This window comes from Nocardioides sp. InS609-2 (assembly GCF_023208195.1).
Classification (GTDB): domain Bacteria; phylum Actinomycetota; class Actinomycetes; order Propionibacteriales; family Nocardioidaceae; genus Nocardioides.
In genome coordinates, this window is the sequence record NZ_CP060034.1 from 3,640,675 (window position 1) to 3,661,400 (window position 20,726).

Consider the following 20,726-nt stretch of genomic DNA (forward strand, 5'->3'; position numbering starts at 1 on the left):
GGGAGTGGGCTCAGCGCGGGCTGCCCAGCCGAACACGGACCGCGCCTCCAGCGCAGGCGATGACCACCATTCCTCCCAGCAGTGTCGTCGCAGTGAGGCGCTCACCGAGCAGCAGGGCTGCCCAGGTGATGCTCATGACCGGCTGGACGAGCTGCACCTGGCTGACCTGCGCCATCGGCCCGATGGCAAGCCCCCGGTACCAGGCGAAGAAGCCGAGGAACATGCTGACCACGCCCAGGTAGCTGAACGCCGCCCACTGCGCCGGTGTCCCGTCGGGCGGCTGCCCCACCGCTGAGACGAGCGCGAGCGCTGACATCAGCGGAGCGCAGACGACCAGGGCCCAGGACACGGTCTGCCAGGCGCCCAGCTCGCGGGCGAGCAGGCCGCCTTCGGCGTACCCGATGGCTGCGGCGACGACTGCGCCGAACAGCATCAGGTCGGCCCAGTGCAGCTGACCCAGCCCGCCGGACTGCAGGGACGCGAAGGCCAGCGCGGCAAGCGCGCCGATGCCGGCGGCTACCCAGAAGACGCGCGGCGGGTGCTCGTGCCCGCGCAGGACGGCCATCACGGCCGTCGCGGCCGGCAGGACGCCGATGACCACGGCGCCGTGGCTGGCCGGGGCGGTGGTGAGGGCGAACGACGTCAGTAGCGGGAACCCGACGACGATGCCGGCGCCTACCACGGCCAGCCTGGCCCACTGGGCACCGTGAGGCAGCGTTTGCCGGGTGACGGCGAGTGCCAGGACAGCCAGCAGCGCAGCCACGACCGCCCGGCCCGAGCCGATGAACAGGGGAGAGAGGCCGCCCACCGCGACCCGCGTGAACGGGACGGTGAAAGAGAAGGCCGCCACGCCTAGCAGGCCCCACCACAGGCCGGACGCCGCCGGGGCCGATATCGCCGGGCGTATTGGAGCGATAGCGCTACTGTTCTCTCTCATGGACGACGATAGCAGTACGCGGATCGCCACGGGCTTGCGGACGTGGATGCGTACGGCGGCCCCGGGCGCTCAGCTGCCCTCGACGCGGGAGCTGGTCGCCCAGCACCAGGCGAGCCCCGTGACCGTGCAGCGAGCGTTGCGCACTCTGACCGGCGAGGGCCTGATCGAGAGCCGGCCCGGCGTGGGCACCTTCGTCCGGGCAGTGCGCACCGCCCGGCCGGCCGACTACGGCTGGCAGACCGCGGCGCTGCGGTCACCTCCGACGCGCATCCAGTCGATGCCCTCCGCCATGCGGACCGCGCCGAACGACGTCATCGCCCTCCACGCCGGCTATCCCGACCGCGAGCTGTTGCCGGAGCGCTTGGTCCGCTCGGCACTCACGCGCGCCGCCCGGGGTGACGCAGCCCTGGGACGGTCACCCGCGGCCGGCCTGCCAGAGCTGCAATCCTGGTTTGCCCACGAGCTCGGCTCCGCGACACCGGTCGGCGTCACCCCACCCACGCCCAGCGATGTCGTGGTGCTCCCGGGCAGCCAGAGCGGCCTGAGCTCGATCTTCCGTGCCCTGGTCGCGGCGGGGCAGCCACTGCTGGTGGAGTCACCGACGTACTGGGGAGCCATCCTGGCCGCGCAGCAGGCAGGCGTCCGCATCGTGCCCGTGCCCAGCGGACCCTTCGGTCCCGACCCTGATGAGCTGGCACGCGCCTTCGGGGAGACCGGTGCCCGGGTCCTGTACGCACAACCCAACTACGCCAACCCCACCGGGGCGCAGTGGCCGACCACGCTGCACGCGCAGGTCCTCGACGTGGTGCGCGCACACGGGGCGTTCCTGGTCGAGGACGACTGGGCACACGACTTCGGCATCACCACCACGGCCACCCCCGTGGCCGCCCACGACGACTCCGGTCACGTGATCTACCTGAGGTCGCTGACCAAGAGCGTGTCGCCGGCCATCCGCGTGGCCGCGGTCATCGCCCGAGGACCCGCCCGCGACCGGATCCTCGCCGACCGCGGCGCCGAGTCGATGTACGTCAGCAGCATGCTCCAGGTGGCCGCGCTCGACGTGGTCACCCAACCGGGCTGGCGCACGCACCAGCGCAGCCTGCGCGAACAGCTCCGGTCGCGTCGCGACCTCCTCGTGAATGCCGTGCGGGAACACGCACCCCGGGCAGGCATCGAGCACGTGCCGTCAGGAGGCCTGAACCTCTGGGTGCGCCTTCCCGACGGGACCGACGTCGGCCGGCTCGCCCAGGACTGCGAGAGGGCGGGGCTCGTCATCGCCCCGGGTGGCGAGTGGTTCCCGGCCGAACCGGCCGGACCGTTCGTACGTCTCAACTACGCCGGACCCAACCCCTCCGCGTTCCCCTCGGGCGCACGCATCCTCGGCCAGGCACTCGGGTGAGCGGATTGGATGTCGCGGCGGGCTGATCCGGCCAGGTGAGTGAGTCCCGGTCAGGCGTCGATGACCACGGTGATGATCAGCGGACTACGGCGGAACGCCCGGTGCGACCAGCGGCCGATGTCGCGACTGAGCATCTTCTCCAGCTGGTGCGGGTCTCCGATGCCTTCTGCAGCAGCTCGCGCCAAGGTGCGCTCGATGACCTGGATGGCGGGATCGAACGTCGTGGGCTCGTGGGCGAACCCGCGGACGAGGAAGTCGGGGCGGTCGGCGAGCTCCCCGGTGTCGGCGTCGACGATCGCCAGCACGGTGACCACGCCTTCTTCGGCCAGGGTGCGGCGGTCCTTGAGGTGGGCCTCGGTGGCTCCGCCTACGGTCTGGGCATCGACGTAGATGTTGCCGGCCTGGACCTTGCCGGTGATCTTGGCGTGACCGTTCACCAGGTCGACCACGACGCCGTCCTCCGCGATGACGACGTGGTCGGGGTCGATCCCGGTGCTGATGGCGAGATCGGCGTTGGCGCGAAGGTGACGCCACTCTCCGTGGACCGGCATCACGTTGGCCGGCGCGATGATGTTGTAGCAGTAGACGAGCTCGCCGGCGCTCGCATGCCCCGAGACATGGACCTTCGCGTTGCCCTTGTGGACGACGTTCGCACCCCAACGGGTCAGGCCGTTGATGACGGTCGAGATGGCGTTCTCGTTGCCGGGGATCACCGAGCTCGCCATCAGGATCGTGTCGCCCTCGCCGACTCGGATCTTGTGGTCCCGGCTGGCCATGCGTGAGAGCGCGGCCATCGGCTCTCCCTGGGAGCCGGTGCAGATCAACGTCGCCTTGTTGGCGGGCATCTTCTCGAGGTGTTCGAGGCTGACGATCAGACCCTCGGGCACGCGGAGGTAGCCGAGGTCCCCGGCGACGCCCATGTTCCGGACCATCGATCGCCCGACGAAGGCGACCTTGCGCCCGTGAGCTGCGGCTGCGTCGAGCACCTGCTGGATGCGGTGCACGTGGCTCGCGAAGCTGGAGACGATGATGCGGCGAGGGGCGTCCCGGAAGACCTTCTCGATGGCCGGGCCCAGGTCGCGCTCCGCGGTGGTGAAACCGGGAACCTCTGCGTTGGTCGAGTCGACGAGGAAGAGGTCAACGCCCTCGTCCGCGAGACGTGCGAACCCGCGCAGGTCGGTGATCCGGCGGTCCAGTGGGAACTGGTCCATCTTGAAGTCGCCGGTGTGCAGGACGAGGCCCGCACCGGTACGGATGGCAACGGCCAGACCATCGGGGATGGAGTGGTTGACGGCAAGGAACTCGCACTCGAAACCGCCCAGCTGGGAGCGGTCTCCTTCCTTGACCTCCTGGAGCACCGGCACGATGCGGTGCTCCTTGAGCTTCTCCTTGATCAGGGCGAGCGTGAGCCGGGATCCCACCAGCGGGATGTCGGGCCGCTCGCGCAGCAGGTACGGCACACCGCCGATGTGGTCCTCGTGGCCGTGGGTGAGGACCACTGCGGCGACCTTGTCCAGCCGATCGCGGATCCAGCCGAAGTCCGGCAGGATCACGTCGACGCCGGGCTGGTGCTCCTCGGGGAAGAGCACCCCGCAGTCCACGATCAGCAGCGAGCCGTCGTACTCGAAGACGGTCATGTTGCGACCGATCTCGCCGAGGCCGCCCAGACCGACGACCCTGAGCCCACCCTTCGGGAGCTTGGGGGGCTTCTGCAGCTCGGGGTGCGGATGACTCACGGTGTGTCCGTTCGGTTGTGGAAGTGACGGTGCGGCCGGTTCGACCCGGTCACACGGTCACACGGTAGAGGCTTCCGGGGCCATGTCCGGCACCAGCCCTGGCAGTACCTTTACGTTGTAAGTCGCCTTACTCCGTAAGGCGATGCGCTCATATGCCTGCCAGGGAGACTCCCTGGACATGCACCTCCTGAAGCTGCGCCGAGACACAGGCCGCCGGCCCGCGGCCTGCGGATGACACCTAGGGTTCACGGACGGCGCGAGGTGCCCCACAGTCTCGATGGGCTTGGGGAGAATCGGGAAGCTGGTGAGAATCCAGCACAGGACCCGCTGCGGTGACCTGGACGTGGATCCAGGAAGTCCGAAGACCGGCCTCGCGGCCTCGCACGCCCGCACCTCCGCGGGCGCGCTCGAGTCAGGCAGAGTGAGCGGGAGCCCCTAATGCCAGCGCAGGAAGAAACCCCTCGTGACACCCGTGCACCCGGATCCGCTCGCGGCGCGGACCACCGGGGACTCCAGATCGACGTGGTGGATGCACGCGTGTTGGTGCTGGGTGGTGACGAGCTCGCCGCCGTGGAAGTGGCGCGCCTGCTCAGTGCGGGAGCGCACGTGACCGTGCATGCCGCCCGGGTTAGTGCCTATGTGGAGGACCTCGCTGCCCGGGGCTTGGTCACCTGGGTCAGGCGTGAGGCGGGGCCGGAGGACGTTGCGGCGGCAGACCTGACACTGCGGCCCCGCCGCCGCTCACAACCGGTCCCTGACGGACTGGGCGACTGGCGAGGCCAGGGGCGGGTCACGCTGGTGGGCGGGGGACCGGGGGCGGTCGACCTGGTGACGGTCGCGGGCCGGGACGCCATCGCGGATGCAGACGTGGTGGTGATCGACCGGCTCGCGCCGTGGGAGGCCTTGACCTGGGCCCGGCCAGACGCGGAAATCGTCGACGTGGCCAAGATCCCCTTCGGTCGTTCGACCAGCCAGGAGGAGATCAATCGCATCCTGGTTGACCGGGCTCTGGCGGGTCAGCACGTGGTTCGCCTCAAGGGCGGCGATTCCTTTGTCTTCGGTCGTGGCCTCGAAGAGCTGGAGGCGTGCCGCGAGGCCGGCGTACCGGCCCGGGTGATCCCCGGAGTCACCTCGAGCATCGCGGTTCCGGAGGCCGTCGGCATTCCGGTGACCCACCGGGGACTGACGCAGGGCTTCACGGTCGTGTCCGGCCATGTTCCGCCCGGTCACCCGGACTCGACCCTGGACTACGCCGCGCTTGCCCGTTGCGGCACCACTCTGGTGTTCCTCATGGGCGTGGGCACGCTGGAGGCGATCACCGCCGAGTTGTGTGCGGTGGGCATGGATCCGTCTACCCCGACGGCCGTCATCACCGACGGCACCCATCCCCACCAACGAGTCGTCACCGCGTCTCTGGCCGCGATCGCGGCGGTGGCTCACGACTCCGGGATCCGGGCTCCAGCGGTGGTCGTCATCGGCCAGGTTGTCTCGCTGCGGAGGACGTCGTGAACGACGATGTGACCGCACCCGTGGTGCTCGTCGGCATGTCAGTGCGGGAGGTCCAGGCGCGCAACCTGCTGCACGAGGTCGCCCACGAGCACCGTGCCACTGTCGCCTTCCTGCAGATGGGCGACCCCTCGGTCTCTTCGGAGCTGACGAGGCTCGCTGATCTTGGTGCGGAGCGGGTCGTCCTCGTGGGTGTCAGTCTCGGCAGCCTCGCACCAGCGGCCTCGTGGCTGCGCCGCATCGCCGGCCACTGGCTGCGCCAGCGTCCGGGGCGCCGCCCCGTCGTCGAGGTGGCCACCCGCCTGGCCAACGAGCCGGCGCAGGTGCTCGAGGTGCTACGTCTGCTCAGACCGGTGACGGGCACTGAGGCAGGCCTCGAGTCCGCCGCCTGGGAGGACGTGCCCGGGCATCGCCACCAAGTGCTGGTCTGTCGCGGTCCACGCTGCACGGCCTTGGGGTCCGACCGGACCGCCGAGGCGGTGATCCTCGAGCTGATGCGGCTGGGCCAGACGGACGACGACGTGCTCATCACCCACACCGGTTGCCAGTTCCCCTGCAACCACGCGCCGGTAGTCAGCGTCCAGCCTGACGACGTCTGGTACGGCGACGTAGATCCCGACGCCGCCCGGCAGATCACTGCTGAGCACCTCGTGGGAGGCCGTCCTGTCGAGTCCGTCCGGCTGCCCAGGAGCAGGCGCACAGGCAGGTGACCAGCCGCTCGTCTAGGGTAGGGACCGAAAGTCTCGTGGAACAGGAACCCGGTCGATTCCGGGGCGGTTCCGCCACTGTGATGCCGGACCAGGTCCCACCTGGCCGGCTCAGCCAGACACTGGCCACGGGACCTCCGCCGACGAGGGGCGAGAACCCCCTGGGAGAAACATGAAGATCGCGCTGCTGTCCACCTCCGACACCGACCTGCTCTCGGCCCGCGCGTCGGGGGCCGACTACGTCTGGGCCAACCCGTCGCGGCCTGGCCACCAATCGATGGCCGAAGTCATCGAGGGTGCCGACCTGGTGGTCGGCCGGATCCTGGGTTCCCCCCAGGACCTGTGCTCGGGGTTCGCCCGCATCCGGGACGCCGGGATGCCCATTGTGGTGCTGGGCGGCGAGCAGCAGCCCAGCGCTGAGCTGATGGAGATGTCGTCGGTGCCGATCGGCGTCTGCGCCGAGGCCCACCGCTACCTCGCCGAGGGCGGCCCGACCAACCTCGCCCAACTGCACGCATTCCTCTCCGACACCGTGCTCTTGACCGGGGAGGGGTTCGAGGCGCCGGCCGAGATCCCGGCTTGGGGCATTCTGGAGCGCCCATCGGCTCCGTCGGATGCGGGTCTGCCCCGCGTGGGCGTGCTGTTCTACCGCGCCCACCAGGCCAGCGGGAACACCGCCTTCGCCCACGCCCTGGCCGATGCCGTCGACGCCACGGGCGAGGCGGTGGGCGTACCGATCTTCTCGTCATCGCTGCGCGCCGCCCCCGACTCCTTGTACGACGCCCTGGGCGCGCTCGACGCCCTGGTCGTCACCGTGCTCGCCGCCGGGGGAAGCCAGCCCGCCACGGCCAGCGCCGGTGGGGAGGACGAAGCCTGGGACGTGCAGCGGATGGCCGCACTCGACATCCCCATCCTGCAAGGGCTCTGCCTCACGAGCAGTCGTACCGAGTGGGAGGGTTCCGCCGACGGCGTGACGCCGCTCGACTCAGCGAGCCAGATTGCCATCCCCGAGTTCGACGGCCGCATCATCACCGCGCCGTTCTCCTTCAAGGAGATCGACCAGGACGGCCTGCCGCGGTACGTCGCCGACCCCGAGCGGTGCGCGCGCGTGGCCGGCATCGCGGTCAACCACGCCCGGCTCCGCAAGATCCCCACCTCCGAGCGGAGGGTCGCGCTGATGCTATCGGCGTACCCGACCAAGCACTCGCGCGTGGGCAACGCGGTCGGCCTGGACACGCCGGTCTCCACAATCCGGCTGCTGCGCAGGATGCGCGACGAGGGCTACGACCTCGGCCAACCGGGCGCGATCCCCGGGCTCGACGAGGACGACGACACAGTCGCCGGCGACACCCTGATCCACGCACTGATCGCGGCCGGAGGCCAGGACGAGGAGTGGCTGACCAGCGCCCAGCTCACTGACGCGCACGTGCGGATCACGAAGGCCGATTACGACGCCTGGACCAGCGACGTGCCGTCGACGCTGATGGGGGACATAGTCGAAACGTGGGGTGAGGCGCCGGGAACCCTGTTCGTGAACGAGGACGGCGCGATCGTGCTTGCCACGATCACGGCCGGCAACATCGTGCTGCTGATCCAGCCGCCGCGCGGCTTCGGCGAGAACCCCGTGGCGATCTACCACGACCCCGACATGGCGCCGTCGCACCACTACCTCGCGGCGTACCGCTGGCTGGAGCGGGGCTTCGGGGCGCACGCCGTCGTGCACCTCGGCAAGCACGGGTCGATGGAGTGGCTGCCGGGAAAGAACGCCGCGCTGTCCGCCGACTGCGCGACGGACGCGGCGATCTCCAACATGCCGCTGATCTACCCGTTCCTGGTCAACGATCCGGGCGAGGGCGCCCAGGCCAAGCGGCGGGCGCACGCGACGATCGTCGACCACCTGATCCCACCGATGGCTCGCGCCGAATCGTACGGTGACATCGCCAGGCTCGAGCAGCTTCTCGACGAGCACGCGAACATCGCAGCCATGGACCCTGCCAAGCTGCCGGCAATCCGTGGGGAGATCTGGCAGCTGATGCACGCCGCGGAGATGCACCGCGACCTGGGCCTCGACGAGCGGCCGGACGACGAGACGTTCGACGACTTCATCCTGCACGTCGACGGCTGGCTGTGCGAGATCAAGGACGCCCAGATCCGCGACGGGTTGCATGTCCTCGGCCAGGCGCCAGCAGGGGAGGCACGGGTCAACCTGGTGCTGGCGATCCTGCGTGCTTCCCAGGTGTGGGGCGGGCAGTCCGCGGCGGTTCCTGGCCTGCGCGCAGCTCTCGGGCTCAAGGAGAACGCGGAAGCAGCCGCCACGGTCGACGCGATCGAGCGGCAGGCCCGTGCTCTGGTCCAGGGGATGGAGGACGCCGCGTGGTCCCCGGAGGCCGCGCAGGGCCTGCACGACGACCCCCAGGTGCAACAGGTGCTCCAGTTCGCGGCCACCCAGGTCGTGCCGCGACTGAGCCGGACGACCGACGAGCTCGACGCCGTCCTGCACGCGCTCGACGGCGGATTCGTGTCGGCGGGGCCGTCAGGTTCGCCCCTGCGCGGGCTGGTCAACGTGCTCCCGACCGGCCGCAACTTCTACACCGTCGACCCCCGTGCCGTGCCGTCCCGGCTGGCCTGGCAGACCGGGCTGGCGATGGCGGAGAGCCTGGTGCAGCGCTACCTCGACGACACCGGCGGTTACCCGGAGTCGGTGGGACTCAGCGTGTGGGGTACGAGCGCGATGCGCACGAGTGGCGACGACGTGGCCGAGGTCCTCGCCCTGCTGGGTGTCCGGCCGGAATGGGATGAGGCGTCGCGTCGAGTCAGCGACCTGCACGTCGTACCGCTGGAGGAGCTGGGTCGTCCGCGCATCGACGTCACCGTCCGGATCTCCGGCTTCTTCCGGGATGCCTTCCCCCACGTGGTGGCCATGCTCGACGACGCCGTCAAGCTGGTGGCCGGGCTGGAGGAGCCGCTCGACCGGAACTTCGTGCGCGCACACGCGCAGGCCGACCTGGCCGAGCACGGTGACGAACGCCGCGCCACGACGCGCATCTTCGGCTCGAAGCCCGGGTCGTACGGCGCCGGCATCCTGCAGCTCGTCGAGTCGGGGAGCTGGCGTGACGACAAGGACCTGGCCGAGGTCTACACGGCCTGGGGCGGCTTTGCCTACGGGCGCGGACTGGACGGCGCTCCCGCCGCCGACGACATGCGGGCCAACTATCGGCGCATCAAGGTGGCGGCGAAGAACATCGACACCCGTGAGCACGACATCGCCGACTCCGACGACTACTACCAGTACCACGGAGGCATGGTCGCGACGGTCCGGGCGCTGACCGGGTCCGACCCGAAGGCCTACATCGGCGACTCGACCACGCCGGACGCCGTGCGAACACGCACCCTGCAGGAGGAGACCAACCGCGTCTTCCGGGCCCGCGTCGTCAACCCGCGGTGGATCAGCGCAATGCAGCGGCACGGCTACAAGGGCGCCTTCGAGCTGGCCGCCACAGTCGACTACCTGTTCGGCTTCGACGCGACGGCGGGCGTGGTGCACGACTGGATGTACGCCAGCCTGGCGAAGGAGTACGTCCTCGACGAGACCAACCAGGCATTCATGCGGCAGTCCAACCCGTGGGCGCTGCGCGGCATCGTGGAGAAGCTGCACGAGGCGATCGACCGAGGGCTGTGGGCCGAGCCCGATCCGGACGTGGTCGCCGCGATGCAGGCGGTCTACCTGGATTTCGAGGGGGACCTCGAGGACCGTCACGGTGGCTGACGGGACACGGCGGGTTCGGCTCATCGGGGTGGGGCCGGGTGATCCCGAACAGGTGACTCTGGAGGCCGTGCGCGCGATGCGGGAGGTGAGGTTCTTCGTCGTCTCCGACAAGTCACCTCGCGGAGGGATGCCCGACCCTCTGGTCAACGCACGCGAGCGGCTGCTCGACCGGCACCTCGAGGCGTCACCCGTCATCGTGCGGGTCGAGGACCCCGAGCGCGACCGGCACCCGGACCGTACGGCGTCGGCTGACGACTACGCCGCCGTGGTCGCGTCCTGGCACGCCGCGCGGGCCGAGGCCTTCGAGCAGGCGCTGCTCGACAACGAGGGCGATGCGGGCTTCCTGGTCTGGGGCGACCCGGCCTTCTACGACTCCACGATCCGCGTTGTCGAGCAGGTCCGCGCCCGCGGCAACGTGGCCTTCGAGATCGATGTCGTCCCCGGCATCTCCAGCCTCCAGTTGCTCGCCGCCCGGCACGCGATCATGCTTCACGAGGTCGGCGAGCCGCTCCACGTCACCACCGGCCGGCGCCTGCGCGAGGCAGTCGAGGCCGGCCAGCGCAACATCCTGGTGATGCTCAACCGCGAGATCGACGTCGCAGGCCTCGAGGACTGGCAGATCTGGTGGGGCGGCAACCTCGGCACGCCGAGCGAGGAGCTCGTCTCCGGGCGCGTCGGGGACGTGCTCGACCGGATCGCGCAGGCACGCGAGCGGGCAAGGGCGGCGGCGGGCTGGGTGATGGACGTCTATCTCGTACGCGGTGCCGCGCCGTCGCGGGAGGCACGGCCGTGACGCTGCCCGACCGCGGCGCCAGCGAGAGGCACTTCTCGTGAGTTCGGGCATCGACGGCGGCACCCTGCCCACTGGGCTGATGCCGCACCGCCTCGGACGGGTCCCGCGCGGACGAGGGCTGCGCGGATGAGCGCGCTGCTGGTCGCCGGCACCACCTCCGACGCGGGCAAGAGCATCGTCACGACGGGCCTGTGCCGGGCGTTCGCGAGGCGCGGGATATCGGTGGCGCCGTTCAAGTCGCAGAACATGAGCAACAACTCGATGGTCACCCGCGACGGCGCCGAGATCGGCCGCGCGCAATGGGTGCAGGCGCTCGCGGCGCGCGCCGAGCCCGAAGCCGCGATGAACCCGGTGCTGCTCAAGCCCGGCAGCGATCAGCGTAGCCACGTGGTCGTGATGGGCCGGCCCGCCGGCGAGGTCAGCGCCCGTGACTTCGTCGACGGGCGGCGCCACCTCGCCGCCGCGGCGTACGACGCCTTCGACGACCTCTCCTCCCGCTTCGACCTGGTCGTCGCAGAAGGTGCCGGCAGCCCGGCGGAGATCAACCTGCGGCAGAGCGACTACGTGAACATGGGGCTTGCTCGGCACGCGGACCTCCCGGTCATCGTGGTCGGGGACATCGACCGAGGTGGTGTGTTCGCGGCGATGTTCGGCACCGTCGCCCTGCTGGAGCCGGCTGACCAGCGGCTGGTCGCGGGCTTCGTCGTGAACAAGTTCCGCGGTGACGAGTCCCTGCTCGCGCCGGGACTTCGCTCGCTGGAGGAGCTGACCGGACGCCGGGTGTTCGGCACCCTGCCGTGGCAACCCGACCTGTGGCTGGACTCCGAGGATGCGCTCGACCTGGCCGGGCGACGGGTTGGTGAGGGCGCCGCACTCAAGGTCGCAGTGGTGCGGTTGCCACGGGTCAGCAACTTCACCGACGTCGACGCACTCGGGCTCGAGCCGGGGCTCGACGTCGTCTTCGTCACCGACCCGCGGGCGCTGGACGATGCAGACCTCGTGGTCCTGCCCGGCACCCGCTCGACCATCGCCGACCTCACCTGGTTGCGAGCGCGGGGGCTCGACCGGGCCGTCCTCGCCCACGCCGGGAAGGGCCGACCGGTGCTCGGCATCTGCGGCGGATTCCAGATGCTCGGGCAAGAGATCGCCGATCCACACGGCGTCGAAGGCATTGCCGGCGCCGTCGTCGAGGGGCTCGGACTCCTCGACGTACGCACGGAGTTCGCCGCCGAGAAGGTGCTGCGGCTCCCGGTCGGTGACGGACTGGGCGTTCGGGCGACGGGGTACGAGATCCACCACGGGCGCACGGTGCGGGGATCCGGCGAGGAGTTCCTCGGTGGTGCCCGTTGCGAGGCCGTCTTCGGGACCATGTGGCACGGCAGCCTGGAGGGCGACCCGTTCCGTTCGGCTTTCCTGACCGACGTCGCTGCCGCAACCGGTCGTGCGTGGGAGCCCAGCGAGGTCAGCTTCGCGGCGGCGCGTGAGCGCCGGCTAGATCTGCTCGGCGATCTGGTCGAGCAGCACCTCGACGTGGACGCTCTGCTGGCCCTGGCCCGCGACGGTGCTCCGGACCTGCGCGTGCTCCCGCCAGGGGTGCTGTCGTGACCGTCCTCCTGCTTGGCGGCACCGGGGAGGCCCGGGACCTCGCGGCCGCCCTCGTCGCGGACGGCGTGGTCGTCGTGTCGTCGCTGGCCGGTCGGGTGAACCGTCCGCGGCTGCCCGTGGGCGAGGTCCGGTCAGGTGGCTTCGGCGGTGCCGACGGCCTGCGGGAGTGGGCGCTGGGAAACCACGTGACGGCGGTCGTGGACGCCACCCATCCTTTCGCCGCCATGATCTCGACCAACGCGTCCGTGGCTTGCAGCGGGACGCTGCCGTTGCTCCGGTTGCAACGGCCCGGTTGGTCGTCGCGCCCCGGCGCCTCGGCCTGGCACTGGGTCGACGACCACGCCGAGGCGGCTCGTAGGACCGCAGACCTGGGTGAGCGCCCGTTCCTGACGATCGGCCGCCAGTCGCTGGGCCACTTCGTGGCGCCGCTCGTCGAGGCAGCAGTGCTGGCGCGGGTAGTGGACCCGCCGGAGATCGCGTTGCCCACGGCTTGGCGCGTGGTGTTGGGACGTGGGCCCTACACGCTCGAGGGGGAGCAGGCGGCGATGTGCGACCACCGCGCCGACGTCCTCGTCACCAAGGACTCGGGAGGCACCCAGACGGAGGCCAAACTGGACGCTGCCGAGATCCTGGGCGTGCCCCTCGTCGTCGTACGCCGCCCGGCCCCGCCGGCCGGTGTCGAGACCGTCGACGACGTCGCTGCCGCCGTGGACTGGCTGCGGGGCCAGCGATGAAGGTATTGGTTACCGGCGGGGTCCGCTCAGGCAAGTCACGCCACGCGGAGGGGCTGCTCGACGCCCACCCCGCCGTCACGTACGTCGCCCCTGGCCCGACCACCGACGAGGACTCCGACCCCGACTGGGCGGAGCGCATCGCCGCGCACAGGTCTCGACGGCCCGCGAGCTGGACCACCCTCGAGAGCCGCGACCTTGCCGCTGCGCTGACCACCCCGGGGCCTGTGCTCGTCGACTGCCTCGGCACCTGGCTCACTGCCGTGCTCGACGACGAGGGGGCCTGGGAGCGTCCGGGCGCGCAGGTGCACGCGTTCGTCGAGACCCGCCTCTCCGCAGCGGTCGCCGAGCTCCGGCGAGCGACCGGACCCGTGGTGCTCGTGACCAACGAGGTAGGCCTCGGAGTCGTGCCGGCGCACCGCTCGGGCCGGGTGTTCCGCGACCTGCTCGGGCTCACCAGCCAGCGATTCGCGGCAGAGTGCGACGAGGTGCACCTGGTGGTCGCCGGACGAGTGCTGGTGCTCTGAGCCTCGGCGGCTGCCGCCCGAGCGGGCGACGCCCTCCGCAGGCCAGCGAGAGCAGCACCGCAACGAGTGCCGAGGCTGTGTCGACGCGCCGGGCCAGGTCCAGCGCCCGGGCGACGTCGTACGGCGCGGGCGGGCGGCCAGATCCGAGCTCCTGGCGGTGTTCGATCCGGTCGCCGTAGGTGTTGGACCCGCCTAGCCGCAGGCCGAGTGCTCCGGCGAACGAAGCCTCGACCGGGCCGGCGTTGGGGCTGGGATGGCCGGCGGCGTCGCGTCGCCAGGCCTCGAGCGCCCCGCGCGGGTCTGGTCCGAGCGCCGCTGCGAGGAGAGCGGTCAGCCGGGCACCGGGGAGGTTGAGCAGGTCGTCGAGCCTGGCGGAGGCCCAGCCGAACTCGTCGTAGCGCTCGTTGCGGTGGCCGACCATCGCGTCCAGGGTGTTCGCTGCCCGGTAGCCGAGGAGCCCGGGCACACCGGCCAGGCCACCGAGCACCAGCGGGGCGACGACGGCGTCGGACGTGTTCTCTGCGACCGACTCGACGACGGCACGCGCGATCTCGTCGGCGTCGAGGGTGCGCGTGTCACGACCGACGAGGTGGGTGAGCTGCCGGCGCGCCTCGGGTAGCCGACCCTGCTCCAGCAGCGTCGAGACCGCCCGCCCCTCACGCTCGAGCGAGGATCCGCCGAGCACGACCCAGGTCGAGGCGGCGGTGACAAGGACGTGCAGGCCGGGTCGACCGAGGGTCAGGCGCTCGGCGACCAGCCCAGCCGTGACCGCGGCGCCGACGAGCACGCCGTTGTGGGCGAGCCCCCGCCCCCGCGTCGGCCGGTACAACCGGGACTCCAGGCCCGCCGCGATCGTGCCGAACCCGGCGACCGGGTGGAAGCGTCGGGGGTCGGCCACGAGGCGGTCGGCGACCACGCCGAATGCCAGGCCGGCAGCCCGGGAGAAAGCACGGCTCATGCGAGCGTCACCAGCAGGGCTGCCAGACAGAGCTCGATGGCCGCACCGTAGACGTCGCCGGTCACGCCTCCGAAGCGGAGAACGGCCCGCCGTAGGAGCACCAGGACGACGGCGACGGCGACCACGACCGCGATCGGGGCGCGCCACCAATCACCACCCGTCCACGCGACGAGGCCGGCGGTGAGGACCGTGACCAGCCCCCACCCCAGCACGGTCGCGCTGCGGGGGACCGACCCGGCGTAGTCGCCGCCCAGGCCGTCGGTCCGGGCACCCGGGACACCTGCCGCACAGGTCAGCAGCAGCGCGCAGCGCGAGGCACAGACGAGGACTCCGGCCAGGACCGCGCCCTCCGTCGCGGTGACGATCGAGGCGAACGCGGCGGCCTGCAGCCCCAGCACGAGAAGCACTGCCGCGCCGCCGGCCGGCCCGGACGTACCCGTGCGCATCACGGCCAGGGACCGCTCGCGGTCGTAGGACACAGTCAGTCCGTCGACGGTGTCCGACAGGCCGTCCACGTGGAAGGCCCGGCTGCCCAGCACGAGCGTCCCGACACACAGGAGCCCGATGACGAGCGGGGGGAGCCCGGCCGCCTGCCCGAGCCCGCCGACGGTCGCCACCGCGAGGCCGAGCGGGAGCACGGCCAGGGAGGCCAGCAGCATGGCCGCCCGGGCAACGCCGCGGTCGACGCCGCGCGGGGGAGCGACGCGCACCACGGTCAGCATCCCGACTGCGAGCCGCCAGCCGTCACGCATCCGGCATGAGCTCCGAGAGCAGGGCGACGTCACGGAGAACGGCCACGGCACTGCGCAGCACGGGTACGGCGGCCACAGCCCCGCTACCCTCGCCCAACCGCATGCCGAGGTCGAGCACTGGCTCGAGCCCCAGCTTGGACAACGCCAGTGACTGCGCCGGCTCGGTGGAGCGGTGTCCCGCGGCGAACCAGGCGACGGCGCCAGGGGCAATCCGCTCCGCGGTCAGCGCGCAGGCCACCGACATCAGGCCGTCGAGCAGCACCGGGACTCCCGACGCTGCGGCCTCGATGAGGTAGCCGGTGGTCGCCGCCAGATCGGCGCTGCCGAGGGCGGTCAGTGCCGCCATCGGGGCGTCGGTGCGGTCCCGGACCCGCGCGAGCGCCAAGTCGATCAGCTGCTGCTTGTGGGCCAGGGCGGCGTCGTCGACGCCCGTGCCTCGGCCGGTGACCTCGGAGGCGGGGAGGCCGAGCGCGACGGCGATCAGGGCTGCGGCCGGCGTGGTGTTGCCGATGCCCATGTCGCCGCTGAGCAGCAGCTGGGCGCCGGCTGCCACCTCCTCGCGCGCCACCGTGCGACCGACCTCGAACGCCTGCGACGTCTGCTCGACGTCGAGCGCGTCCTCGAGGTGGATCGCGCCGCTGCCGCGGGTCACCTTGTGCGCGGTGACGGCGGCCGGCACGCCGGCGAGGTCGTCGTCGACGCCCAGGTCGAGCACCCGCACGTGCACGCCGTGGGCTGCGGCCAGGGCCGAGACCCCGGCCCGGCCGGCTACGAAGGTGCGCACCATCGCAGCGGTGATCTCGGGCGGGTACGCAGAGACGCCGTGGGCGGCGACCCCGTGGTCGCCTGCGAAGATCACCAGCCGGACGTCGTCGAGCGGGGTCGGCGGCACGGCACCCTGGGTGCTCGCCAGCCAGACCCCGAGTTCGCCGAGACGGCCGAGTGCACCGGCAGGCGTGGCCAGCCCGGCGAGCCGCGCGGTTGCCAGGGCGTGTGCCTCGCGGCTCGGAGGGGCGACGTACGCCGGTCCTGCGCCGGCCGTCACAGGCTGGCTGCCAGCTCGCGGCGCTCGGCGTCAGCGAGGTCGCGTCGGAAGAGCGGGCGCGTCAGCCCGACGAGCGCCACGCCGAGCACGCCCCACATCGTGGCCTGCGTGAGGATCGCGGCCCGGCGGAAGTACCACAGGGTGTCGGCCGGGAAGTCGCCGAGCTCGTTGACCGTCGGGAGCAGCTGACCCGAGACGACAGTGACCACGAGGAAGAGCGAGCCGCTGGCCACCACGGCGACGTACGACCCGTGATCGCGCCAGAGCCGGTCGGCCAGGACCACCGAGGCGACCGCGACGGCGACCGAGATCACCAGGTAGATGAAGTAGAGCCCGGTGCGGCTGCCGATGGTCTCGGCGTTGCCGACCGCGGGCGGCGAGGCGGGGTACTTCAGGAACGGGATCAGGGCGACCGACACGAAGCCCATGAGGGCCACGAGCGCGGTGGACTGGCCGGGAGCCAGGCGGCCCAGGCGGCCGACCACGGCGGCGGAGACGAGGGCGACGATGCCCCCGAGCGCGACGCCGATGCCGAGGGTGCCGGTCAGCAGGCCCCACGTTCGTTGGTTGTGACGGGCGACGACCGTGCCCTCCTCATCGTGGGAGTGACCAGCTTCCTCGCCGTCGTGGGAGCCGGTCTCCTCGGCGGTGGCGGTCGGAGCAGGGGCCGAGCCGGCCTCCTCTAGCTCGATGGCGGCCTGGACCTGCGGCTCGCCCACGAAGTAGGCGACCCCGAACGCGGCGAGACCCGCGATGAGTCCGGCGAGGAGACCCCGGACCAGGAAGTTGCGTGCAGACATGGTGGATCCGTTCAGATGACGGCTCCGGGTACGACGGATCGCCCGGAGGACCGGGGTGGAGGAACGAGACGGTCAGGGACCGGGCGATCAGTGGCAGGGGTAGCCCATCAGGTGGCGTCCGTCGTGGACCCACTCGTGGATCGCGTTGCCGGCGGGCAGCGAGACCGCGCCCTGGTCGGCACTGATGAAGAAGAGGACGAGGACGGAGAGCAGCCCGAAGAAGAGCGCCCAGGGGGCCAGCTCACGCAGCGGGATGGACGGGATCTCGACGGCCCCGGGGACAGCAGCGGTCTGCGACATGGTTCCTCCTGTGGGGATGAGAGCGTCCCCTTGAGTGCGGATGGATGCGCGGACCTTCGGGTCTGACTCCACCGCTGCCGATCGCTCGGAGGCGGTGTCACAGTAGCGCGACTGTGCCGGAATCCCACCGGCTTCCTCGTGCCCGCGCGGTCAGCCTAGGGCATGTGAGAGGGCCGCCACCATCAGGTCTGTCTGGGGTCTCGGCCGCGCTGCGATCCGGACCCACTCGGGCCCCAGCCCGGGGAACGTGTCGGCCCGGCGTACGGCGATCCCGGCCTCGCGCAGTCGGGTGTGCACGCCGACCCCGACGCGCGCCAGGACGTACGACGTGGACGACGGCACGTGCTCAACGCCCAGCCGCCGCAGGGCGTCCTCGAGGTGCTGGCGCCAGTCGACGAGCCGCTGGGTGCGCTCCTCCGCGTCCGACTTCGCAGCCGGAGCCGTGCAGGCGAGAATGGCGGCGGCCGCGCTCGTCGAGACCGACCACGGCACCTGACCCTGCCGCAGCAGGGCGACCGTGGCGGGCTCGCCCAGCAGGTAGCCGGCGCGCACGCCCGGGATGCCCCAGTGCTTGGTGAGGCTGCGCAGCACGAGGAGTCCCGGGAGCGCGTGGGCGGCCAGGCTCTCCGCCTCGCCGGGGACCGTGTCCATGAACGCCTCGTCGACCACGACCAGCCGGCTCGGACGCAGCAGCGACCGGATCGTCTCCCGGGGGTGGAGGACCCCGGTGGGGTTGGTCGGGTTGCCGACCATCACCAGGTCCGCGTCGTCGGGCACGGCGGCGGGGTCGAGCACGAAGGCTGTCTCGGGACGGCAGATCACCTCGGTGACGCGGTGCCCGGCCTGCTGGAGCGCGGCGTGCGGCTCGGTGAACTGGGGGTGTACGACGACGGCCCGCCGCCACGGGCGGAGGTGCGCGACGAGCGAGAACGCCTCGGCCGCGCCGGCGGTGGCCAGCGCCTCGTCGGGCGCGCGACCGTGCAGTGCCGCTGCCGCCGCGGACGCGGTCCTGGCGTCGGGGTAGCTGCCGATCCGCTCCAGGCTCTCGCGCAGCGTGGTGCTCAGCCAGGTCGGCGGCGGCCCGGGGAAGACGTTGACCGCGAGGTCGACCAGTCCGTCGACCGCCTCGACGTCACCGTGGTGGCGCAGCGGGTCCGTGACGGCCGCCGGCGCTTCGGCGCCTCTCTCGACCCGACGTGCCCCGGCGGCGGAGTGCGGGACCGCAGAGTGCACCGCGTTCGCGAACCGCTGCGCCATCCGCGGGTGCCCGGCCCAGTGCGTGTGGAGGTACGACGCGTGCAGCGTCGGGCTGGTGAAGCCGACGTCCTGCCCGTCGACCGTCCAGGCAGGTGCGTCTCCGCTCACCGGCTCCGTCTTGGTGCGGTGGAACTCGTGTCCGTTCACCTGCTCGCCGGAGCGGCAGAGCAGGGAGTCGGAGGTCGCCACGACGGTCGGGTAGCGCAGCGTCAGCCGGGAACTCATGGCCGCGGTGGCGTCGATCGCGCCCACCATGGGGTGCCCGTCGAGGGTGTCGACGAGGTAGAGCAGCCCGGCGCACTCAGCGACTGTCGGGACACCCGCGTCGACTGCGGCGCGCAGATCTGCGCGCAACGGCGCGTTGTCCGTGAGCGCAGCAGCGTGCACCTCCGGGAAGCCGCCCCCGAGGTAGATCCCCGAGGTTCCTTGTGGCAGTGCAGAGTCGCTCAGCGGGTCGAAGGGCACCACGTCGCACCCCGCGGCACGCAGCAGCTCCTCGGTCTCGGCGTACCGGAAGGTGAAGGCGCGGCCACCGGCCATCGCCACCACGGGGCGGCGGCCGGACGCCGGGGCGAAGACCTCGGCGGTCGGGTCCCACGGCACCGCGTCCAGGTCGGGCGCCGTTGCGGCGATCTGCAGGACACGGTCGAGGTCGACGACCTCGCTGATCTGCAGGACCAGCTGGTCCAGAGTGTGTGCCGCCTCGTCCCGCTCGGCGGCGGGCACGAGCCCCAGGTGTCGGGAGGGTACGCCGAAGGAGTCGTTGCGCCCGATGGTGCCGAGGACGGGCAGCGAGATCGAGGAGGCGACCTCGGCGGCGTGCCGCGGAGAGCCGGCCTTGTTGAGGATGACGCCCGCGATCTCGATGGAGTCGTCGAAGGTCCCCATCCCGTGCACGACCGCCCCGATCGACCGGGAGGAACGCGAGATGTCCACGACCAGGATGACCGGGCTGCGGGTGATTGCCGCGACGTGCGCCGTCGAGGCGAACCCGTGACCGCCGACCCGGCCGTCGTAGAGGCCCATCACGCCCTCGATGACGGCCACATCGGCCCCGGCTGCACCGTGCAGGAGCAACGGCAGGATGCGTTGCTCACCGACGAGGTGCGGGTCGAGGTTGCGGCCCGGACGCCCGCACGCGAGGGCGTGGTAGCCAGGGTCGATGTAGTCGGGTCCGACCTTGTGTCCGCTGACGACGTGCCCGGCTCGAGACAGTGCCGCCATCAGGCCGATGGAGACGGTTGTCTTTCCCTGGCCGGTCGCGGGAGCTGCCACGACCAGCCGCGGAAGGGTCACCACTCGATGCCCCGCTGGCCCTTCTGACCTCGGTCCATCTGGTGCTTCACCTTGGTCATCTCGGTGACCAGGTCGGCGGCCTCGATGAGCTTCGGGTGTGCCCGGCGGCCGGTCACCACGACGTACTGGCGCCCTGGGCGGTTGCTCAGCGTCTCGACCACGTCATCCACGTCGACCCAGCCCCACTCCATCGGGTAGGTGAACTCGTCCAGCACGAGCAGGTCGTGGGTCTCCGCGGCGAGGCGGCGCTTGATCTCCTGCCAGCCCTCCGCGGCCTCGGCCGCGTGATCGGACTCGTCGCCCTCCTTGCGGGACCAGGACCACCCGGCGCCCATCTTGTGCCACTCGACGGGACCACCCTCGCCGGTCTCCTCGTGGAGCCGGCCGAGACGCTCGAGCACGGTCTGCTCGCCGATGCGCCACTTGGCCGACTTCACGAACTGGAAGACACCGACGTTCCAGCCCTGGTTCCAGCTGCGTATCGCAAGCCCGAAGGCCGCGGTCGACTTTCCCTTGCCGTCGCCGGTGTGCACCATCAGCAGCGGCTGGTTGCGGCGCTCGCGGGTGCTCAGCCCGTCATCGGGCACGGCGACCGGTTGTCCCTTGGGCAT

17 protein-coding genes and 3 riboswitches are annotated in these 20,726 nt (G+C 71.4%); of the genes, 8 read left to right on the forward strand and 9 right to left on the reverse strand.

All coding sequences use genetic code 11. The features are described from left to right. Positions 1 to 10: 10 nt before the first annotated feature. Positions 11 to 937 carry a DMT family transporter gene (locus tag H4Q84_RS18815; RefSeq protein ID WP_282580266.1) on the reverse strand — a complete coding sequence of 309 codons (927 nt, stop codon included), beginning with the start codon at positions 935 to 937 and terminating at the stop codon, positions 11 to 13. On the opposite strand from H4Q84_RS18815, the gene H4Q84_RS18820 reads away from it, so the two are divergent. Continuing rightward, the gene (locus tag H4Q84_RS18820; protein WP_248580601.1) at positions 936 to 2,336 is read left to right on the forward strand and encodes a PLP-dependent aminotransferase family protein; all 1,401 of its coding nucleotides are present in this window, start codon (positions 936 to 938) and stop codon (positions 2,334 to 2,336) included. The two genes, H4Q84_RS18815 and H4Q84_RS18820, sit on opposite strands and share 2 nt — an antisense overlap. 50 nt (positions 2,337 to 2,386) lie before the next feature. Here the strand turns inward: H4Q84_RS18820 and H4Q84_RS18825 are convergent, their stop codons facing one another. Next, the gene (locus tag H4Q84_RS18825) at positions 2,387 to 4,072 is read right to left on the reverse strand and encodes a ribonuclease J (protein WP_248580602.1); all 1,686 of its coding nucleotides are present in this window, start codon (positions 4,070 to 4,072) and stop codon (positions 2,387 to 2,389) included. Between the two features lie 242 nt (positions 4,073 to 4,314). Then, a riboswitch (cobalamin riboswitch) is annotated at positions 4,315 to 4,461 on the forward strand. Positions 4,462 to 4,597: 136 nt separating this feature from the next. Here H4Q84_RS18825 and cobA point away from each other — a divergent pair. The 7 genes from cobA (at position 4,598) to H4Q84_RS18860 (ending at position 13,707) form a co-directional block, all read left to right on the forward strand. After that, positions 4,598 to 5,581, forward strand: coding sequence for a uroporphyrinogen-III C-methyltransferase (cobA, locus tag H4Q84_RS18830; protein WP_282580267.1), 984 nt, complete (start codon positions 4,598 to 4,600; stop codon positions 5,579 to 5,581). Continuing rightward, positions 5,578 to 6,288 carry a (2Fe-2S) ferredoxin domain-containing protein gene (locus tag H4Q84_RS18835; protein ID WP_248580604.1) on the forward strand — a complete coding sequence of 237 codons (711 nt, stop codon included), beginning with the start codon at positions 5,578 to 5,580 and terminating at the stop codon, positions 6,286 to 6,288. Before cobA ends, H4Q84_RS18835 begins: the two co-directional genes overlap by 4 nt. Further along, a riboswitch (cobalamin riboswitch) is annotated at positions 6,287 to 6,431 on the forward strand. (Overlaps the previous gene by 2 nt.) A 26-nt stretch (positions 6,432 to 6,457) precedes the next feature. Continuing rightward, on the forward strand, positions 6,458 to 10,051 hold the full coding sequence (gene cobN / locus H4Q84_RS18840) for a cobaltochelatase subunit CobN (RefSeq protein ID WP_248580605.1): 3,594 nt from the start codon (positions 6,458 to 6,460) through the stop codon (positions 10,049 to 10,051). Beyond that, positions 10,044 to 10,844 (forward strand): precorrin-6A synthase (deacetylating), encoded by an 801-nt coding sequence (gene cobF / locus H4Q84_RS18845; RefSeq protein WP_248580606.1) that lies wholly within the window; start codon positions 10,044 to 10,046, stop codon positions 10,842 to 10,844. Before cobN ends, cobF begins: the two co-directional genes overlap by 8 nt. Before the next feature lie 126 nt (positions 10,845 to 10,970). Further along, positions 10,971 to 12,449 (forward strand): cobyric acid synthase, encoded by a 1,479-nt coding sequence (locus H4Q84_RS18850; protein WP_248580607.1) that lies wholly within the window; start codon positions 10,971 to 10,973, stop codon positions 12,447 to 12,449. After that, entirely contained in the window at positions 12,446 to 13,183 is a 738-nt protein-coding gene (locus tag H4Q84_RS18855; protein WP_248580608.1) for a cobalt-precorrin-6A reductase, read from the forward strand. Before H4Q84_RS18850 ends, H4Q84_RS18855 begins: the two co-directional genes overlap by 4 nt. Continuing rightward, positions 13,180 to 13,707 (forward strand): bifunctional adenosylcobinamide kinase/adenosylcobinamide-phosphate guanylyltransferase, encoded by a 528-nt coding sequence (locus H4Q84_RS18860; RefSeq protein WP_248580609.1) that lies wholly within the window; start codon positions 13,180 to 13,182, stop codon positions 13,705 to 13,707. Before H4Q84_RS18855 ends, H4Q84_RS18860 begins: the two co-directional genes overlap by 4 nt. Here H4Q84_RS18860 and H4Q84_RS18865 read toward each other — a convergent pair. The 7 genes from H4Q84_RS18865 to cobO form a co-directional block, all read right to left on the reverse strand. Further along, entirely contained in the window at positions 13,634 to 14,665 is a 1,032-nt protein-coding gene (locus H4Q84_RS18865) for a cobalamin biosynthesis protein (protein WP_248580610.1), read from the reverse strand. The two genes, H4Q84_RS18860 and H4Q84_RS18865, sit on opposite strands and share 74 nt — an antisense overlap. Then, the gene (locus tag H4Q84_RS18870) at positions 14,662 to 15,417 is read right to left on the reverse strand and encodes an adenosylcobinamide-GDP ribazoletransferase (protein ID WP_248580611.1); all 756 of its coding nucleotides are present in this window, start codon (positions 15,415 to 15,417) and stop codon (positions 14,662 to 14,664) included. Before H4Q84_RS18870 ends, H4Q84_RS18865 begins: the two co-directional genes overlap by 4 nt. Beyond that, on the reverse strand, positions 15,410 to 16,462 hold the full coding sequence (gene cobT, locus H4Q84_RS18875; RefSeq protein ID WP_248580612.1) for a nicotinate-nucleotide--dimethylbenzimidazole phosphoribosyltransferase: 1,053 nt from the start codon (positions 16,460 to 16,462) through the stop codon (positions 15,410 to 15,412). Before cobT ends, H4Q84_RS18870 begins: the two co-directional genes overlap by 8 nt. Further along, positions 16,459 to 17,262 carry a CbtA family protein gene (locus tag H4Q84_RS18880; RefSeq protein WP_248580613.1) on the reverse strand — a complete coding sequence of 268 codons (804 nt, stop codon included), beginning with the start codon at positions 17,260 to 17,262 and terminating at the stop codon, positions 16,459 to 16,461. Before H4Q84_RS18880 ends, cobT begins: the two co-directional genes overlap by 4 nt. A gap of 87 nt (positions 17,263 to 17,349) precedes the next feature. Continuing rightward, positions 17,350 to 17,562: a CbtB-domain containing protein gene (locus H4Q84_RS18885; protein ID WP_248580614.1), complete on the reverse strand. Its 213-nt coding sequence runs from the start codon at positions 17,560 to 17,562 to the stop codon at positions 17,350 to 17,352. A 60-nt stretch (positions 17,563 to 17,622) separates the two neighbouring features. Next, a riboswitch (cobalamin riboswitch) is annotated at positions 17,623 to 17,698 on the reverse strand. Between the two features lie 14 nt (positions 17,699 to 17,712). Then, positions 17,713 to 20,115 carry a cobyrinate a,c-diamide synthase gene (locus H4Q84_RS18890; RefSeq protein WP_248580615.1) on the reverse strand — a complete coding sequence of 801 codons (2,403 nt, stop codon included), beginning with the start codon at positions 20,113 to 20,115 and terminating at the stop codon, positions 17,713 to 17,715. Then, on the reverse strand, positions 20,112 to 20,726 hold the full coding sequence (cobO, locus tag H4Q84_RS18895; RefSeq protein ID WP_248580616.1) for a cob(I)yrinic acid a,c-diamide adenosyltransferase: 615 nt from the start codon (positions 20,724 to 20,726) through the stop codon (positions 20,112 to 20,114). The genes H4Q84_RS18890 and cobO overlap by 4 nt, the downstream gene beginning before the upstream one ends.

Bases quoted from the DNA above. Each gene is read 5' to 3' on its own strand.
- H4Q84_RS18880 (WP_248580613.1), bottom strand. From the start codon at position 17,262: ATGTCTGCACGCAACTTCCTGGTCCGGGGTCTCCTCGCCGGACTCATC.
- cobO (WP_248580616.1), bottom strand. From the start codon at position 20,726: ATGCCCAAGGGACAACCGGTCGCCGTGCCCGATGACGGGCTGAGCACC.
- H4Q84_RS18850 (WP_248580607.1), top strand. From the start codon at position 10,971: ATGAGCGCGCTGCTGGTCGCCGGCACCACCTCCGACGCGGGCAAGAGC.
- cobN (WP_248580605.1), top strand. From the start codon at position 6,458: ATGAAGATCGCGCTGCTGTCCACCTCCGACACCGACCTGCTCTCGGCC.
- H4Q84_RS18865 (WP_248580610.1), bottom strand. From the start codon at position 14,665: ATGAGCCGTGCTTTCTCCCGGGCTGCCGGCCTGGCATTCGGCGTGGTC.
- H4Q84_RS18860 (WP_248580609.1), top strand. From the start codon at position 13,180: ATGAAGGTATTGGTTACCGGCGGGGTCCGCTCAGGCAAGTCACGCCAC.
- H4Q84_RS18885 (WP_248580614.1), bottom strand. From the start codon at position 17,562: ATGTCGCAGACCGCTGCTGTCCCCGGGGCCGTCGAGATCCCGTCCATC.
- H4Q84_RS18815 (WP_282580266.1), bottom strand. From the start codon at position 937: ATGAGAGAGAACAGTAGCGCTATCGCTCCAATACGCCCGGCGATATCG.
- H4Q84_RS18870 (WP_248580611.1), bottom strand. From the start codon at position 15,417: ATGCGTGACGGCTGGCGGCTCGCAGTCGGGATGCTGACCGTGGTGCGC.
- H4Q84_RS18820 (WP_248580601.1), top strand. From the start codon at position 936: ATGGACGACGATAGCAGTACGCGGATCGCCACGGGCTTGCGGACGTGG.